Source organism: Pasteuria penetrans, assembly GCF_900538055.1.
GTDB lineage: Bacteria > Bacillota > Bacilli > Thermoactinomycetales > Thermoactinomycetaceae > Pasteuria > Pasteuria penetrans.
In genome coordinates this window covers 1,529,820-1,545,905 of the sequence record NZ_UZAC03000001.1, presented here as the reverse complement: position 1 = coordinate 1,545,905, position 16,086 = coordinate 1,529,820, and the positions used below count along the sequence as shown (strand labels likewise).

Sequence of the window (16,086 nt, the reverse complement as noted above, 5' to 3'; positions counted from 1 at the left end):
GTTGTTTTTACTAAATATTTGATCTACAATGGGACTGAGGGGACGTTTTTGCTTCCTTATTCTTGTGTTCCTCAGGATTTGGAGGTAGGATGAACCCTTTTTGGTAGTTTTGATCTCGTAGTGGGAGGTATAGGGTCCTTATTATGGTTGTGAGTGATGAGAGAAGGAGGATTATGCCTTCCTCCCCCCCTTCCGGCGTATGTATGGGGAGTCATAAACGTTTACCGTGTAGTAGATCTAATAAGAGGGGCAGTGGTTCCGTGGGGGGTTCTGGTACCACCGCATTGTCCCCTACTTGGGCAACTGCATTGCAGGAGGATGTAGCAGGGCTTAGAGGGGTGCTGATGGAGCAATCCTCACGATACGAGCAATTGTTGGAGGAGAAGGTATCTGGGCTCCAACAGGAATACAATAGGGAGAGGTTTGTATCGTCGCATCGTTCGGTATTATTGGATTTACTTCTTTTTTTGGATAAAATGAATTACATGTATAAGGAAGAGAAATCGGGGAGTTCCACCTCTTCCAGTGGGGCTGCAGATCTCCTGCGTTCCTTAAGTGAGGAACTGGCAATGATTCTCTACCGATGTGATGTGGAGCCTATGCATACGACATCCCCAAAGTTTGATGAAAGGGTGCAACGAGCGGTTGAGGTGGTTCCTACTGATGCGGTAGAGGAGAATGGGAAAGTATTAGGTGTAGTACGCCATGGATTTTGGCACGGAAATAGGGTTCTACGTTTAGAGGATGTAATTGTTAGCAGATATGAGAATAGAGCAGTTCCCGCTGGGGAATGATTCATGGGGGCTATTTTATAATTTTTTAAAAGGAATGGATTTGTTGTTTTCCCGTGCGAGGTTTAGATACAGGACCGATTAGGAATTCCGTAGTTTTTTACTCCCTGTCAGGAGTGATAGTGCGTAGAGTATAGTATAGGGGGTATGCCCGGGTATGGAAGAAACGCGGGTCTTTGTGGGGAAGGGATCGATTCCCCATCCGGATATTAAGAATGTTCTATACACACCGGAACAAATTCAGCAGCGTCTTGCGGTTTTGGGGAAGCATTTAAGCAACCTCTACCGTGATAAGAGCCCCCTTTATGTTTGTGTGCTTAAGGGGGCCTTTGTTTTTTTGGCTGATTTGGTCCGGTTCGTAGACGGACAAGTGGAGGTTGACTTCGTTGCTGTCTCCAGTTACGGAGATCAGGACAGGTCCTCAGGTGTGGTGAGAATGGTTAAGGATCTCAGTATCTCTGTTGAGGGTCGCGATGTGATTTTAGTAGAGGATATCATTGATTCGGGGAGGACTTTGGATTACTTACTAGATCTTTTACGAGGGCGTCGTGTCTCCTCATTACGTGTGGTTTCATTGCTTGTGAGATTGGACTGTCGAGGTATAGAGATTCCATCTGAAGACTATGGTTTTCTACTTACGGAAGATTCTGGTTTTGTGGTGGGTTACGGATTGGATTATGCAGGTAGGTATCGTAACCTCCCCTACATAGGGAATCTCAAGCCGGGGGTTATTCGATGAGGGGATGATTGATATTTTTTATCCGGCGGGGGGAGAGTAAGGGGTTGCATTCCAAATATGGTGTCATCCTCAAAAATGGGTGATTTGGGGTTCCTTATCCTTGCTTGCGAATCGCTCCCCCGGTGATATTTTCTTACCAATAATATTGTTTATGAAGAATATAAAAGGTAAAATGCGCGAAGGCTACGGTTCTGTATAATTGGGTAAATGTGTAAATATTTTGAAATTATATAGGACGACTTCTCTGGTACCTATTTCCGGCATTCCCATAAGAAGCCCCGGCTTTATATATTTATTAATAAAATATTGTTATATAGAACGATCAATATAAACCAGATATAAAATATTTCGGGATATTATAATCAACCCATCCTTCGCATGGCTTTTTCCCGTTGTTTTCTGCTGTGTATTTGGTACGCAAAGACCCACCGTTTGATGAAGAGCACCCGAGGTCGGATGGCAGCGAACTTTTTTTGTGCAACGCCTGATCTCCCCATTCCATCGTTTCGTGATATTGGTGGTACGATAGGCCATGCAATCGTTTTCATCGTGGCGAAGGTGAATCGTAGTCTGGAGCAACCCACCCCTTTTGAAAAATCCTCATGGTACGAGGTGCAAAGGAGGGGTATTCATGATAAATCTCCATGGCCATCTTATGGGCTACTTCCCGGTTAGGGGCTTCCCAAACCTCCCCACGAATTCTTTCTGAGAGGGATCCCCATCCCGCGATAGGGGGACGATCCCGCTTTAGGGCCGCCTTCCGCAGATTTCGGGTCCAATGGGCTATACAATGTTGCCAATCGGACAGGGGGTACTCCTCTTGTATAGCCTGTATGAGGCCGTCATGGGCATCTGTAGTAATCGGGGGTTTATTGTATGTAAACCCCCGCGTGAACGGAGATTTTGAAAGACCCTGCGCCAGGTCTGAACGCATTCTGGCTGATCGATCCATAGTACAAAATGTCCTGGATGCGAACACCATTTCGGTTGCTGAATCCTATTGACGATGTATATGGTTACGAGTCCCCGGCCACGAACCTATGTGTAGGGTAGCTATTCGCCTGAAGGAAGCCATAGCTGTCACCCTGTAGGGAACGTTGATTTCATACACTTAGATGGGAATCATCATATCGTCTAAACTGACGGGAAAGAGTGGCGCGGGGGGATATCACTATGGCATAACAACGGGGATCGTTTCGACAAATTCTGCAGGGATATAGAATCAGCACAGAGGGGTACAATTTCTCCAACCAACAGTGGGTACATTTCTGATAACGCTTCACAAGAACGGATTCGAATCCTCCCTTCCGTACTATAGGAAAGGGAATCGTGATGGAACTGCAACCTGTCTGTGTGTTGTGTCATTCTCTCTATTATAAATTTAGAAATTTATAATATATATTATAATATTTGCAAGGAACTTTGTCTATGATACTTCGAGAATCGCACAATAAAAAAACAGGGTAGGTAGGGAACCTTTGGGACCACCACTATGAGTAATGGTAGAGAGAGAGGTCGAGGGGCTCTTTTCAAGGAAAGAGGGGTCCGTTAGGACTCTTTGTAGAGAAGACGGAGAGTAAGGGGGCTTGTTGGGAGGGTTCAGGAGGGAACCCCCCCTTGCCTGCCCTAATGGGGAACAAGGATCCAGAGGAAAAAAATCCCTCTCTGCAAGGGATTTCAACTGGGAGTAACTAAGACAGGTCCAACAAAGGGGTTCTACATGAGGGGAAAGTGACGGGGGAGAATGGATATATATGGTAATTAGGGCCAATTTAGATTTTATTATATATTATATTGAAATAATTAATAAAAAAATAAATTCAGAGATGGGTCATCAGATAAAGCAGGGGGAATAAAAAAAGGCCCCTATGGGGCCCCGACACCAAATCTGGGATGCCAACCCCATGGAGTTTTTTTTGCCCTTCCTGTTCAACCCTCTTTCCCTATTACCCTTTACAACAGTATGTTGGAAGGAGAAGGAGGGACCTATAGGAACGGGTCTGAGTTTCGTTACCATTTGCCATCAGGATGCAAGAAGATTTTCCCTTCGGAAGGAAGGGGGGAGAGCAAGTTGGGCCCATCATATGAACTGCAATCCCAAGAACCAAGAAAATCAACATATTGCGGCTCAGTTTCCTGATACAGCTGTCGATAAGGGTTGAATCCATCCGATAAAAACTGGGGTCCATATCAACGATTCCCATCAAAAAAAGGACCCTAGCATGGGAGTTGATCGATCAGCATACGATTGCTATATTCCAGAAACTCCCTAATTATGTCCATAACCAATGGGATGAGTACATGTTTGCATGGCCCCTCTATTGTATTGTGGTGGTAACCGCCGTATCTCTCCCTATGCAGAGGTCTCCGTGAAGAAAAGGACGAGGAGGGTGTAAACCAATTCCACATCGGAAGGGTTATTAGGGTCCACCGTGGATAACAGACGATTTTGAAAAAATTTCTTTTTTTCTATCTTCTTTGTTCCGTAGTTATTCGGTATTGTGTTATAATGCTGGGGAGTCATCGGTCCTCTAGTTTTTTGCCTATGATAAGGAAGATTATACAACAAGGATGGATGTATTTTCTATTATTTATTACCACGTTTTTAACCAATGAAACATAAATATCATTAGTTGATATTTAATAATATGAATAAACTGTTTATTGCGAAATATAGTGCTGATCTATTGATTAAGGGGGCATTGGATGAAAGAGCAAGTACTATCAAATAACCTTTCTATGTTTATTAAATTTTATTATAGGTCGAGGAAGGAGCCGATATTCTGGGCGGTAGTTGTCGGATCGTTCCTTTCCGCGGTAGCGAAGTCGTTCAAGAGATGAAGGTTGCTCGGCCCTTCGTAACCGGCTGATAGGTAGCAGGTTACAAACCGCCTAGTGTTGCTGGGGTAAAGTGCCCCGGTTGTGAGCGATCTAGGAAAAGGCAGGGCATGACCCTGTCAGGTGTGAATCAGAGAGATTAGTAAAGCGAACCATTGGGGGAAAGCACTGGAAGGCGCAGTTGATGTCGAAACAGGGGACCTATCCTTTTCAGGGGTTGGGGGTTCTTCAGTAAAGGGCTCCTCCATTGGCGGGCAGGTTTGCTTGCTAAGACCTGTCTACGACTGGTACGCTTGGGTAGGGTGATTGTTTTCGTAAGGGGGTTTTGCCCCGTCTTTTTCCGGGTTTGTGAACTGTATTTTCTCGACTGAATACGATGATTTTATTTCATGCGGACAATGTGTCCCAGAGTGTTTTTATTTCCTTAATGTTTTCGATCTCATTTAGTGTTGTAGGGATAAGCTTCCTTTTCGTACACTGGTATCGGTGGTGGATAGGGTAAGGAACGGTTCATTGGGGTCGTTGTAGTTTGTCAAGGGTTGGTGTGTTTTTCTTAAAAATATCTATAGGTAAGATATTGTTTCGGGGAAGGAGTCCTGTTTCTATGTTGTGTCCCGAATGCGGAAAAAGGCCGGCCATGTTACATTATACAAAGGTAATCAATGGGAATAAGTCGGAATTGCACCTTTGTGAGGTGTGTGCCCGTGCGCGTGGGGATGCCATGATGGGGTGGGAGGAGGGTTTTTCCTTTCATCAGTTATTGTCTGGTCTTCTCAATATGGATATGTCACAAACAGGGGGTAGTGGGGATTTGGGTGCTAATGACCCATTGTCCCGTCGCTGTCCCTTGTGTGGGTTGACGTATCAGCAATTCAGCAAGATAGGGCGATTTGGATGTGCTCGATGTTACAAAACTTTTCGGAATCGGCTCGATCCCTTGTTGCGTCGTGTGCATGGTAATATCGTCCATCGAGGAAAGGTACCGGAACGGACGCAGGGTGAGTTGAAGGTGCGTAGGGAGTTAGAGCGGTTGAAGCAGGAGCTAGATCATAAGATTCAGGCGGAAAATTTTGAGGATGCGGCCCGGCTGCGGGATCGGATTCGTTCCCTGCAGGAGCGTTTGCGTGATCACACGATAGGGGAAAGTTCGAATGGTACTGCCATCTAGGGATTGTGGAGGCAAGGGGTAAAGAAGGAGAGATAACGATGTCTCTGGAGCAGTTTATGAAGCGTGCCATCAGTGGCTGGATGCGGGTGACGGGTCCACAAGCGGAGATTGTTTTCAGTAGTCGTGTTCGCATTGCACGTAACCTAGCTGATTTGCCTTTTCCCATGGTCATTCCCACTGCCCAGGCCGAGCAGGTGATACAGCGTTTGCATGATCTACTTATACATGCTTCCCCCCCAGGTGTGTTGCGGGAGGCACAGCTCATTCGTATGTGTGATCTGAGTAGTTTGGAAAAGCAAGTATTGGTGGAGAAGCATTTGATTAGCCCTGTGTTAGCGGAGGAGTCGCGTAATGGGGCGGTGATCGTGAGCACGAACGAATCTGTTAGCTTGATGATCAACGAGGAGGACCATATTAGGATTCAGTGCTTATATCCAGGCCTACAGTTGCAGGAGGCATGGGGATTGGCCAATCAGATTGACGACTGGTTGGAGAAACACCTAGCTTTTGCTTTTGATGAACCCTGCGGTTATCTCACCAGTTGCCCCACGAATGTGGGTACCGGGATCCGTGCCTCCGTCATGCTTCACTTGCCTGCCTTAGCAATATCACAGCATTTGAGTCGCATTTTGCCAGCCATCACTCAGGTGGGGCTAGCAGTGCGGGGGATGTATGGTGAGGGCAGTGAGGCATTGGGGCATCTGTATCAGGTATCCAATCAGGTTACCCTGGGTCAATCGGAGAGCGAGATCCTTGAGAAATTGTTGAATGTGGTCAACCAGGTTCTTGAACGCGAGCAGTCGGCGAGGCAGCGACTGGTGCAAAATTCAGCGATTCCCTTACGAGATCGTCTCCACCGTTCCTATGGTCTTTTGGCCAACGCTTATATTATGGATTCTAAAGAGGCTATGCAACGTCTGTCTGATGTTCGTTTGGGTGTAGACTTGGATTGGATGCCTGGTGTGTCAGCGAGCGTAATGAACGAAATGATGGTTATGATTCAGCCCGGTTTTCTACAGGAGTATGCTGATGAACAATTGGATCCCCAGGAGCGCGACATACGGAGGGCGCGATTGTTGCGTGAGCGTCTGTTGATGGAACCGGGGAGTGGTCAGTCCGCCTGAGTGGGACGGGTGTGGTTTGTTTTTCAATCTTGTGATAAGTGGGAGGGAGCGATGGCTTTCATGTTCGGTCGTTTTACGGAGAGGGCCCAAAAGGTATTGTCATTGGCACAAGAGGAGACGGTCCAATTATCCCATGCCAACATTGGTACAGAGCATATTTTGTTAGGGTTGTTACGTGAGGGGGAGGGGATTGCTTCCAAAGCACTCGTGATGTTGGGTCTGAGTTTGGACAAGATCCGTTCCGAGGTGGAAACGCTGATTGGCAAGGGTAAATCTAGTTCGAACAGCATTGCCTACACCCCGAGAGCTAAGAAAGTCATTGAGCTCTCTATGGATGAAGCGCGCAGGTTGAATCATACCTATGTAGGTACCGAACATATTTTGTTGGGGCTCATCCGTGAAGGCGAGGGAATAGCAGCCCGAGTACTGAACAACTTGGGTGTGAGCCTGAATAAGGCGCGTCAGCAGGTATTACAGTTGCTGGGGACCGAGTCCCCAGCGGGCAATCAGACTTCCGGGATGGGGGGAGCTACTACACCCACATTGGATGGTTTAGCGCGCGATTTGACGGCAGCAGCTCGTGATCATAAGTTGGATCCGGTGATTGGTCGGAACAAGGAGATTGAACGTGTAATTCAGGTACTCTCTCGACGAACAAAAAACAATCCGGTGCTCATCGGGGATCCTGGTGTCGGGAAAACGGCTGTGGCAGAGGGTTTAGCCCAGCGGATTGTTGAATCGGAGATTCCTGAAACATTGCGTGGCAAGCGTGTGATGACGTTGGATATGGGTACTGTGGTGGCAGGTACCAAATACCGAGGCGAATTTGAGGATCGACTCAAAAAGATTATGGACGAGATTCGACAGGCGGGGAATGTCATTCTCTTTGTAGATGAATTACATACGCTCATTGGGGCAGGTGGGGCAGAGGGCGCTATTGACGCCTCCAATATTCTGAAGCCGGCCCTAGCACGGGGTGAGTTGCAGTGTGTGGGTGCAACAACCCTGGATGAGTACCGTAAGTATATTGAAAAGGATGCTGCCCTAGAGCGTCGTTTTCAGCCGATCCTAGTCGAGGAACCTACTATGGAGGAGGCAGTTCTTATTCTCAGGGGTTTGCGGGATCGTTACGAGGCCCACCATCGCGTGAAGATCAGTGATGAAGCCATTGAGCAGGCGGTGAGATTATCGGACCGGTATATTACCGATCGATTTTTACCCGATAAAGCGATTGATCTTGTGGACGAGGCAGCGTCTAAGGTACGCCTTTCTTCCTATGTGGTTCCCCCTGTATTAAGGCAGCTAGAGCAAGAAATGGGCAAAGTGAAGAAGGAAAAAGATTCAGCTGTTCAAAGCCAGGAGTTCGAGGAGGCAGCTGCCCTAAGGGATAAGGAACAGAAATTGAGGAAAAAGTTGGAGTTGACGCAGAAGGAATGGAGGGAGGATCAGGGCCGTACCAGTACCTCGGTAGGGGGTGAGGATATTGCCAATATTGTGGCAAGCTGGACAGGTATACCTGTGAGTAAATTGGCGGAAGCGGAGTCGGAGCGACTTTTGAAGATGGAGGATATTCTCCATGAACGTGTCGTGGGCCAAGGGGCGGCTGTAAAATCTGTTGCTCGTTCCATCCGAAGGGCGCGTGCCGGATTGAAGGATCCCAAAAAACCTATTGGTTCATTTATTTTTTTAGGTCCCACAGGTGTAGGCAAGACGGAACTGGCACGCGCCCTGGCTGAGGCCATCTTTGGTGATGATGAGGCCATGATCCGGATCGATATGTCGGAGTATATGGAGAAGCATGCGACAAGCCGCCTTGTGGGTTCACCGCCCGGGTATGTGGGTCACGACGAGGGGGGTCAGTTGACGGAGAAGGTGCGTCGAAAACCCTATTCAGTTGTTTTATTTGATGAGGTGGAAAAAGCCCATCCCGATGTTTTCAATATTTTGCTACAGGTCCTCGAAGATGGTCGTTTGACCGATGGGAAGGGTCGTACGGTGGATATGCGCAATACCGTCATCATTATGACTTCTAATGTGGGTGCTTCCATGCTTGGTAAGGCTGGGCGGCTCGGGTTTACCCAGCATGGGGGTGTACAGGATTATGAACATATGAAGAGTACAGTGATGGATGAATTGAAGCGCAGTTTCCGGCCCGAGTTCCTCAATCGAATTGATGATGTCATTGTGTTCCGCGCCTTAGAAGAGGAGCAACTCGAGGAAATTGTTATCCTTATGATAGGGCGTCTTCATCAGCGTTTGGAGGAGAAGGATATAGATGTTGAGGTGACGCCCGCCGCTCGGAAGTATTTGGCTAAGGACGGGTATGATCCCAATTATGGGGCAAGACCATTGTTACGTTCCATCCAGCGTAATGTGGAGGATCGTTTGTCAGAAGAGATGTTACGTGGAAATATTAAAGCTGGTAGTTCTATCACTATTGATGAGCAGGATGGAAAGCTGGTAATCCTGGATCGTGTTTCTACCTAAGAGGTTGGCTAATGGATAAAATATTTTTTTGATAATATCCCACCTTGTGTGGGATTATTTTTATTATATAAATAAATAGGACCCCAAGGGTGGCATCCCGTTGCGGGTATGAATTCCTGAACAAGGTTTTCAGGGGCGTGTGTCAAGTAATCTGTATCGGTTCAACCCCAGGTTTTTGGTCCAAAATACGGTCCAATGTTTCCATATTTGCCCTGTGGGGGTGCGGAGAAGGATGATTTATCCCCATTTTTTGTATATTAACTCCCACAACATTCTTGACATATAAATTCATATTGCATATATAAAGAAACAATCAATATTAATAAAAATAGAATTATATAATAAAATAATATATAAACTTTATTTAAATAAAAATATATACCCCCCCTTTTGTTAGCCACCCTCAAAAGAAAACCCCAACCCATTGCCTGTTGAGGATCTCCTTGCTATCCCTGCTGATTATACTTCCGAAATTTCGAACGGGGAACCTCTGTCTTCCCCCACCACAGCTTATGACTTTCATCCCCTCTTATGCACGGAACAAGGGAATGGTTGCATGGACGATGTCCATACCATTGATTTTTAGCTAGCACCTTTCAGGGAAAAACCGTCTAAGACGCCACGACGGTTTCTCCCCAGGCAACTCCCCCATACGGCAGGTTTTCCCACGGAACGGAGACCCCGTATTCCCCCCCTCAAAAATCCCACTGCCTAGTTCCGTGGTAACCTCGATCCTTCCAGCATCGGACTGGGTATCCGCCCATCTCAATATCCATTACACCCCTAAATCCCGCAGTGGTAGAGTTCTGTCCAGCCCATTATTTTCTGAATTTACAATAAATTAGTGATTAAAGGAACCTTTATAAATATAAGGTAAATCCCCCGGTAAGAACAGGAACAGTGTCATGACAAAATGTTATTATGTTACTCAACTGCTTTACCAAAAGGTGAGACTAGATTCAGGTTCTTGGCCAAACTTCGGACCCGGAATATCCTCGGGCGGTTTCTTCCTAATTCTGGATTGTAAGGATGAATTAGGTGGAGGTCTACTTTCCCGCCATAATTGGTTTGTTTATTCAGTTCGTTATATACAAGCCTATGCCAAAGAACATTTGTCTCTATTAATTTATAAAATAAATAAAAAAGTATGCGTGTTTTTATATTATTCATTTAAAATTATTGAATACTTTTTCATTTATTTTATGTATATTATACAATATATTATTATATGAAAAATTATAGTACCTCTCCGCCCGATCGTTTTCTGGTTGGCTATTGCAACATACGATGGCAAAGTTTTCATAGTTCCTCCAAATCCAAACCCAAAAACGTGGACGAAGATCAAGCTTGGTTTTTTTCCCTCTATAGGGAGCATGGGTAGCCTTGTCAGCCCCATGGTAATTTACGATGGGAGAGAATTGGGACCGTGCAATTTCTTGTGGGGAATGATCCATCTATGAATCTAGTCTCACCTTTGGTTGCATCCTAAATTTGGTGTCAGGGCCCTGTAGGGGCCCTTTTCTGTCCTTCCCGCGTCGTCTAATGACCCTTCTCTGAACCTATTTTTTATTAATTATTTCAACCTAATATATAATAAAATCTAAATTGACCCTAATTACCCTATAGATCCATTCTCCCCCATATTTTTCCCCCATGTAGAGAACCCCTCTGTTGGATCTGTCTTAGTTACTCCCAGTTGAAAGCCCTTGCGGGGGCAGATTTTTCCGCCCGGGATCCTTGTTCCCTGCGTAGAGAGCTCCAGCAACGGACCCCTTTTCCCCTGAAAAGGGTCCTTCGCCTCCCCAACCAACCATTACTTGTGTTTCCCCAAACTAGTGGTGATCCCAAGGTTCCCTATCTATCCTGTTTTTTTATTGTGCGATGCCAAAAATATCATAGACAAAATTATTTGCAAATATTATAATATATATTATAAATTTCTAAATTTATAATAGAGAGAGTGAAACACCACCATGAGCGATCAAAATTCTGGCCCCGTTCACTGGACATGTGAAGAGGATATGCTTTCTTTCTTACGACACCGATTGAAATATCTACAAAAAAAGGGGAGTTCGTTCAAGGAGGTTATTTTGCATTTGGAGCGAGAGCTTTCCAAAGATTCCAATGTTGGTTTACATGATTTTTCCAAGGCTTTTGAGTGGTTAGTTGATCACGGGTGTGATCATTATCGACGACAAGAGCTGCAAGAGAGGAGCCCCTACGGTTCCGGTAGGATGATTCGCAGAAACAGTTACAGGAAAAGAATCAATTTGCCGAGCAATGTGCAGCCAAACCTCTGAAGAGGGGGGAAAGGGTCCTGCGCACCACAGATCAGTCCTATTCAACGGCGGAACAACGAGACAAAATGGAGCAATCGGGGTACAAAGAGAAGGGTAATCGTCGTGCAGCTGTGGGGGGGGTTGTTCTTCTATGAAGAATCGTTTTCAGGCCGCCAAAATGAAGGTGCGTGGTAAGATGAGGGTGGCATGGGCCATGATGGCAAAAGGATCTGCTTATCATTGATCCCAGGCCGTTCGTTATCTTCAAAAGAAGATCAGGAAGAGAAGAATAAGATCACCCATAACTACATAGAGTTTAATATATAATAATATTTAAATAAAAAATAAAATTCGACTTTATGTCGGGTTTCTTTGGTGTGCGCAAAAGGGACGAGATAGAAACCGATTTCTATGATCCTTCGATAATTTCGGGGGTTCAACAAAAAATAACTGATTGTTACGAAATTTTCAGGTGCGCCCCCAGAAAAGGGTACCTTTCAACTCCAAAGCAGGTATGTCTGAAATGCCCAAAAAGACTGTTTTTATATTCATTAACAATATAAATTTTACTAAAATATAATTTAATTTATAAAAATGTTTTAATAAATCTGATACTCTAAAAAATAGGACCATCCTGGGTCCTCCTGATTCCGTAATCATTAAAGTATGGAGACCCAACCCACCGAACGATGGTTTAGAACCCATTCTGAGGACTGCACCCCCAAGTCCGATATTCAGGCCGGGATATTCCCCTAAAAGGGGAATTAGACAAGGAACCCGTGGAGTCCATTTTCTGGCAAAAAAGGCGTGGGAAGTGTGTGTTCTTTTGTTTCGAAAATGCTACAATGACCCTAGGGGACATTTTGGGGGGTATTCCACGATGGGGGGAAGGGCGGTCCGTGGGCAAGAGGGTAAAAATTCAGTATATTTGTCAAGATTGTGACTATGTCTCACCCAAGTGGGTGGGGAGATGTCCGGGCTGCTCAGCATGGAACACTATGGCGGAGAGTACAGTTGTAGGAGAAAAAATAGGTGTACAACCAATACCTGGCGAGAAACCCGTAGCTATTCCGGTTACGGAGATTCGGCAGCAAGATACAGACGTACAGCGTTGGGAAACGGGTTTGCCCGAGCTGGATCGGGTCTTAGGCGGGGGTTTAGTCCCAGGGTCTCTTGTACTGGTAGGTGGGGATCCCGGTGTGGGTAAGTCTACTCTCTGGTTGCAGGTGGCGTCTAGTCTAGCCCGTGGGGGGCATGGTGTTTTGTATGTCTCCGGGGAGGAGTCGGTGTCCCAATTGGGTTGGCGTGCTGAACGCCTTTCTGCCCTTCATGAGTCTCTCCGAATCGGTGCAGAGGTCGAGATGGGACGGATACGTACGCTAGTGGATACTTACCATCCCCATGTTATGATTATTGATTCTATTCAAACCATGGTTGCGGATGATGTGGGTGGTTTACCAGGAAGCGTTGTGCAGATACGCGCCTGTACAGGGTTTCTACTCCGGCTCGCGAAGGGTTGTGGGATAGCAACTATTGTCGTTGGTCATGTGACCAAGGCGGGTGAACTGGCAGGTCCGAGACTATTGGAACATATGGTGGATGCCGTGCTTTATCTTGAGGGTGATCGGCATCGTAGCGATCGATTGCTCCGTTCTGTCAAAAACCGATTTGGTTCTACTTGTGAGTTAGGGATTTTTGCTATGCGTTCGGAGGGTTTTATCGGGATCCCCAATCCATCGGAACGTTTGTTGGCGGATCGACCGTTACAAACATCGGGTACAGCTATTGTGGCTGCTCTAGAAGGAACACGGCCGCTTCTGGTGGAACTACAGGGGTTGGTAGCTCCTACGAGATTGGCCGCACCACGTCGTACTGCTACAGGTTTGGATGTACAGAGGCTTCATCTGTTGGTGGCCGTACTGGAGAAGCGACTTGGTATATCGCTTCAGCAGCGAGATGTTTTTTTCAATGTTGTGGGGGGGTTGACCCTGTCGGAACCTGCTGTCGATTTAGCTGCAGCGATTGCGCTCATTTCTAGTGCTCGGGATGAACCCACACGGGTATATGATGCCTTTCTCGGTGAAATAGGTCTCACGGGTGAAATTCGTGGTATAAGCCGTATAGAGGTTCGTTTAGCGGAGTTGACGCACATGGGCTTTCAGCGTGCGATTGTACCTATGGCTAATTACCGCGAACTAGATGGGGCCCAGGGTTTGCAAATGGTGGGGACGACTACCCTGGAGGAAGCAGCCCGGGTAGCGTTTGAGGGGTGATGTTGTGTCGAAACCAACCACAAAGGCAGTCAATGAGATTTTGTGTTTGATCGCTCCAGGTACCCCCTTCCGTGATGGTTTGGAAAATGTGCTTGCCGCTGGAACAGGGGCCTTGATTGTTGTCGGTTGTGACGAGCGGGTGGAGGAGATTTTGGATGGAGGATTTCATCTAGATTGCCCTTTTTCACCGGCCTATCTTTACGAATTGGCGAAAATGGATGGGGCTATTATTCTAGACAAGGAAATCAATCGTATCTTGTATGCTAATGCCCAGCTTGTACCCCATAGCTCTGTGCTTTCAACTGAGACGGGTATTCGCCATCGGACAGCGGAACGCACGGCCAAACAAACAGGGCATCTTGTAGTTTCTATTTCCCAACGTCGTAGTGTGATTACACTCTATAAAGGAATTTTTCGTTATGCTTTGCATGATTTGAGTGTTATTCTATCCAAAACAAATCAGGCATTACAAACCTTGGAGAAGTATACGGCAGCTTTAGCGTGTGCTAATGAGCGGCTTACTGCCCTTGAACTGGGGGAGCTTGTTACGATCAACGAGGTAGCAATTGTCCTGCAACGGGTTGAAATGGTGTTGCGGGTAAAACGAGAGATCGAGGTTTATATTTCTGAGTTGGGGATCGAAGGTCGATTGATTCGGATGCAACTTGAGGAGTTAGTGGCGGGGGTGGAGGAGGAAGCCAGGTTGTTGGTTGAGGATTACGGGTCTGTTTCCTATAAGGAGTGTCCTCAGGATACACTGGATCGCCTTCGTCGTCTGACGGCGGATGAGTTATTGGAACGACATAGGGTAGCCCGTACTTTGGGTTTGGAGGTGGGAACGAATTTCCAGGATCAATTTGTGCAATCGCGCGGGTACCGACTTCTGAATAAAATTCATTGTTTACCTGTTCATATTATGAGAAAATTAGTTGATTCATTCGATAATCTGTCACAGATACTTGCCTGCAGTGTAGGGAAGCTAGAATCAGTAGAGGGTATCGGGGCTGTGCGGGGGCGTGCTATCAAGGAGGGTTTGCGCCGTATTCAGGAGCAGATTTTGCTGGATCGTAGGTAATCGAAGGATATCCTCGACATGAATCATTATATATTTATATTTTGTATATTTATGATATAATATCATTTATAGTGCGGTGTTGGGGATCGTGTCCCGGTGGATGGATTGTCATGGTTGCTAAGTTGACTGCATAAATAGGGAATGACATGGGGCTGGTATGTCGTCCGGCTGGGCGTCCCTCCGAGGGGAGTACGCCATGGTGAGCCTGTTTCTGTGTTATAATCAAGGAGTAGGCGTTTCAGTCTGCCAGCTTCTTTTGTGTTTCCCCCATTTGATGGGGGGTAGAAAAAAACCTCTTCTGTTCCTGATATTTGGTAACGATCCTATGCGAGGGAAAGAAAGGGGAGTCAGGGTATGCTTCGCACGATTTTTCAGCGGCTATGGGCACAGAAAATGGTGCGGGCGCTGCCAAACCTCTTAACGGTCGGGAACCTATGCCTAGGTGTGGCTGCTATTCTGCTGACTATCCATGGAGACCGTTTATACGAGGCATTCTTTTCTGTTTTGGCGGGTATGTTGTTGGACGGACTTGATGGTAAGGCGGCTCGTATGTTCAATACGGAGAGTTCTTTTGGTGAGAGATTGGACTCCCTATCCGATGTGATTACGTTCGGTGTTGCTCCCGGTGTCATGGTTTATGCGGCGGCTCTGGATCAGGCCGGACCTATCGGTGTCATAGCCCCCATTGTGTTTATTGCTTGTGGTGCCGTGCGATTGGCTCGTTTTCATACTCAGCCTTCGCCTGTTGGCTGGTTCAAAGGATTGCCTATTCCTGCCGCTGGTGCCGCCTTGGCGGCTCTGTCCTTGGAGGCTGAACACGAGGGGGTGGGTTCTTATTCGCTGGTGATGGGTACGTTTTTCCTTGCTTTTTTGATGGTTAGCACTATTCGTTATACCAAGATTAGGCGTTTTCGTCTCCACGTTACCAGCCTGTGCATTTCGTTAGCTCTTTTAGCTTGTCTCGCTGTTTCGGCAGTATCCTATCCTGGTTCTTTTCCAAGGGTCGTTCTTGTACTACTCGTCTTTTATATTTTTTATGGTATAGCCCGTACTTTTCGTCGTCGTTTCCGTGGTGGGGATGAGGAACCGGCTGAGGAATGGAAGTGAAGCTCGGGTTCAGCGTTCAAGCGCCTCCTGGGCTTTTCTCTTTGTGGAGGTTTGGAAAATTCTACATAGGAATTTTCTGTGGAACGGGCATTGACTTGATGTCCTAAACCGTGGTACAATGATGTTTTTCATTTAATTGACAGATTATTGGAACACATGGTACCATGGAATGTGCGTCCTGTTCCTCAACGGAAAGGGGGAAGTA

Annotated in this window: 11 protein-coding genes and 2 pseudogenes; 11 read left to right on the top strand and 2 right to left on the bottom strand. The window is 46.5% G+C overall.

Going from position 1 to position 16,086, the window contains the following annotated elements; translation table 11 throughout:
• The first annotated feature begins 143 nt into the window (after nt 1-143).
• Nucleotides 144-794 carry a nucleotide exchange factor GrpE gene (grpE, locus tag PPRES148_RS06325; protein WP_149453726.1) on the top strand — a complete coding sequence of 217 codons (651 nt, stop codon included), beginning with the start codon at nt 144-146 and terminating at the stop codon, nt 792-794.
• A gap of 154 nt (nt 795-948) precedes the next feature.
• On the top strand, nt 949-1,530 hold the full coding sequence (hpt, locus tag PPRES148_RS06320; RefSeq protein ID WP_149453725.1) for a hypoxanthine phosphoribosyltransferase: 582 nt from the start codon (nt 949-951) through the stop codon (nt 1,528-1,530).
• A gap of 362 nt (nt 1,531-1,892) precedes the next feature.
• Here the strand turns inward: hpt and PPRES148_RS13315 are convergent.
• A pseudogene (locus PPRES148_RS13315) lies at nt 1,893-2,882 on the bottom strand (transposase); the annotation flags it as partial.
• A 552-nt stretch (nt 2,883-3,434) separates the two neighbouring features.
• Here PPRES148_RS13315 and PPRES148_RS06310 point away from each other — a divergent pair.
• The 5 genes from PPRES148_RS06310 (at nt 3,435) to PPRES148_RS11465 (ending at nt 9,733) form a co-directional block, all read left to right on the top strand.
• Nucleotides 3,435-3,692, top strand: coding sequence for a hypothetical protein (locus PPRES148_RS06310; RefSeq protein WP_149453723.1), 258 nt, complete (start codon nt 3,435-3,437; stop codon nt 3,690-3,692).
• A gap of 1,205 nt (nt 3,693-4,897) precedes the next feature.
• Entirely contained in the window at nt 4,898-5,536 is a 639-nt protein-coding gene (gene mcsA / locus PPRES148_RS06305; protein WP_425468242.1) for a protein-arginine kinase activator protein McsA, read from the top strand.
• 38 nt (nt 5,537-5,574) lie between these two features.
• On the top strand, nt 5,575-6,660 hold the full coding sequence (gene mcsB / locus PPRES148_RS06300) for a protein arginine kinase (protein ID WP_149453722.1): 1,086 nt from the start codon (nt 5,575-5,577) through the stop codon (nt 6,658-6,660).
• Nucleotides 6,661-6,720: 60 nt separating this feature from the next.
• Nucleotides 6,721-9,147: an ATP-dependent Clp protease ATP-binding subunit gene (locus tag PPRES148_RS06295; RefSeq protein ID WP_149453721.1), complete on the top strand. Its 2,427-nt coding sequence runs from the start codon at nt 6,721-6,723 to the stop codon at nt 9,145-9,147.
• 424 nt (nt 9,148-9,571) lie between these two features.
• Nucleotides 9,572-9,733 (top strand): hypothetical protein, encoded by a 162-nt coding sequence (locus tag PPRES148_RS11465; RefSeq protein WP_187820738.1) that lies wholly within the window; start codon nt 9,572-9,574, stop codon nt 9,731-9,733.
• Here the strand turns inward: PPRES148_RS11465 and PPRES148_RS06290 are convergent, their stop codons facing one another.
• Complete coding sequence (locus PPRES148_RS06290) at nt 9,734-9,916, bottom strand: hypothetical protein (protein ID WP_149453720.1); 183 nt, start codon at nt 9,914-9,916, stop codon at nt 9,734-9,736.
• 1,204 nt (nt 9,917-11,120) lie between these two features.
• Here PPRES148_RS06290 and PPRES148_RS06285 point away from each other — a divergent pair.
• From PPRES148_RS06285 to pssA, 4 genes and pseudogenes are all read left to right on the top strand, one after another.
• Nucleotides 11,121-11,414, top strand: a pseudogene (locus tag PPRES148_RS06285) (IS256 family transposase); the annotation flags it as partial.
• 911 nt (nt 11,415-12,325) lie between these two features.
• Nucleotides 12,326-13,699, top strand: coding sequence for a DNA repair protein RadA (gene radA, locus PPRES148_RS06280; RefSeq protein ID WP_246142922.1), 1,374 nt, complete (start codon nt 12,326-12,328; stop codon nt 13,697-13,699).
• A gap of 4 nt (nt 13,700-13,703) precedes the next feature.
• Nucleotides 13,704-14,774: a DNA integrity scanning diadenylate cyclase DisA gene (gene disA / locus PPRES148_RS06275; protein ID WP_149453718.1), complete on the top strand. Its 1,071-nt coding sequence runs from the start codon at nt 13,704-13,706 to the stop codon at nt 14,772-14,774.
• A 354-nt stretch (nt 14,775-15,128) separates the two neighbouring features.
• Entirely contained in the window at nt 15,129-15,881 is a 753-nt protein-coding gene (pssA, locus tag PPRES148_RS06270) for a CDP-diacylglycerol--serine O-phosphatidyltransferase (protein ID WP_149453717.1), read from the top strand.
• Nucleotides 15,882-16,086: the final 205 nt, after the last annotated feature.

What these genes read in the sequence shown, in the direction of transcription:
- hpt (WP_149453725.1), top strand. Translation starts at nt 949, where the DNA reads ATGGAAGAAACGCGGGTCTTTGTGGGGAAGGGATCGATTCCCCATCCG.
- PPRES148_RS06310 (WP_149453723.1), top strand. Translation starts at nt 3,435, where the DNA reads ATGGAGTTTTTTTTGCCCTTCCTGTTCAACCCTCTTTCCCTATTACCC.
- pssA (WP_149453717.1), top strand. Translation starts at nt 15,129, where the DNA reads ATGCTTCGCACGATTTTTCAGCGGCTATGGGCACAGAAAATGGTGCGG.
- PPRES148_RS06295 (WP_149453721.1), top strand. Translation starts at nt 6,721, where the DNA reads ATGTTCGGTCGTTTTACGGAGAGGGCCCAAAAGGTATTGTCATTGGCA.
- mcsB (WP_149453722.1), top strand. Translation starts at nt 5,575, where the DNA reads ATGTCTCTGGAGCAGTTTATGAAGCGTGCCATCAGTGGCTGGATGCGG.
- grpE (WP_149453726.1), top strand. Translation starts at nt 144, where the DNA reads ATGGTTGTGAGTGATGAGAGAAGGAGGATTATGCCTTCCTCCCCCCCT.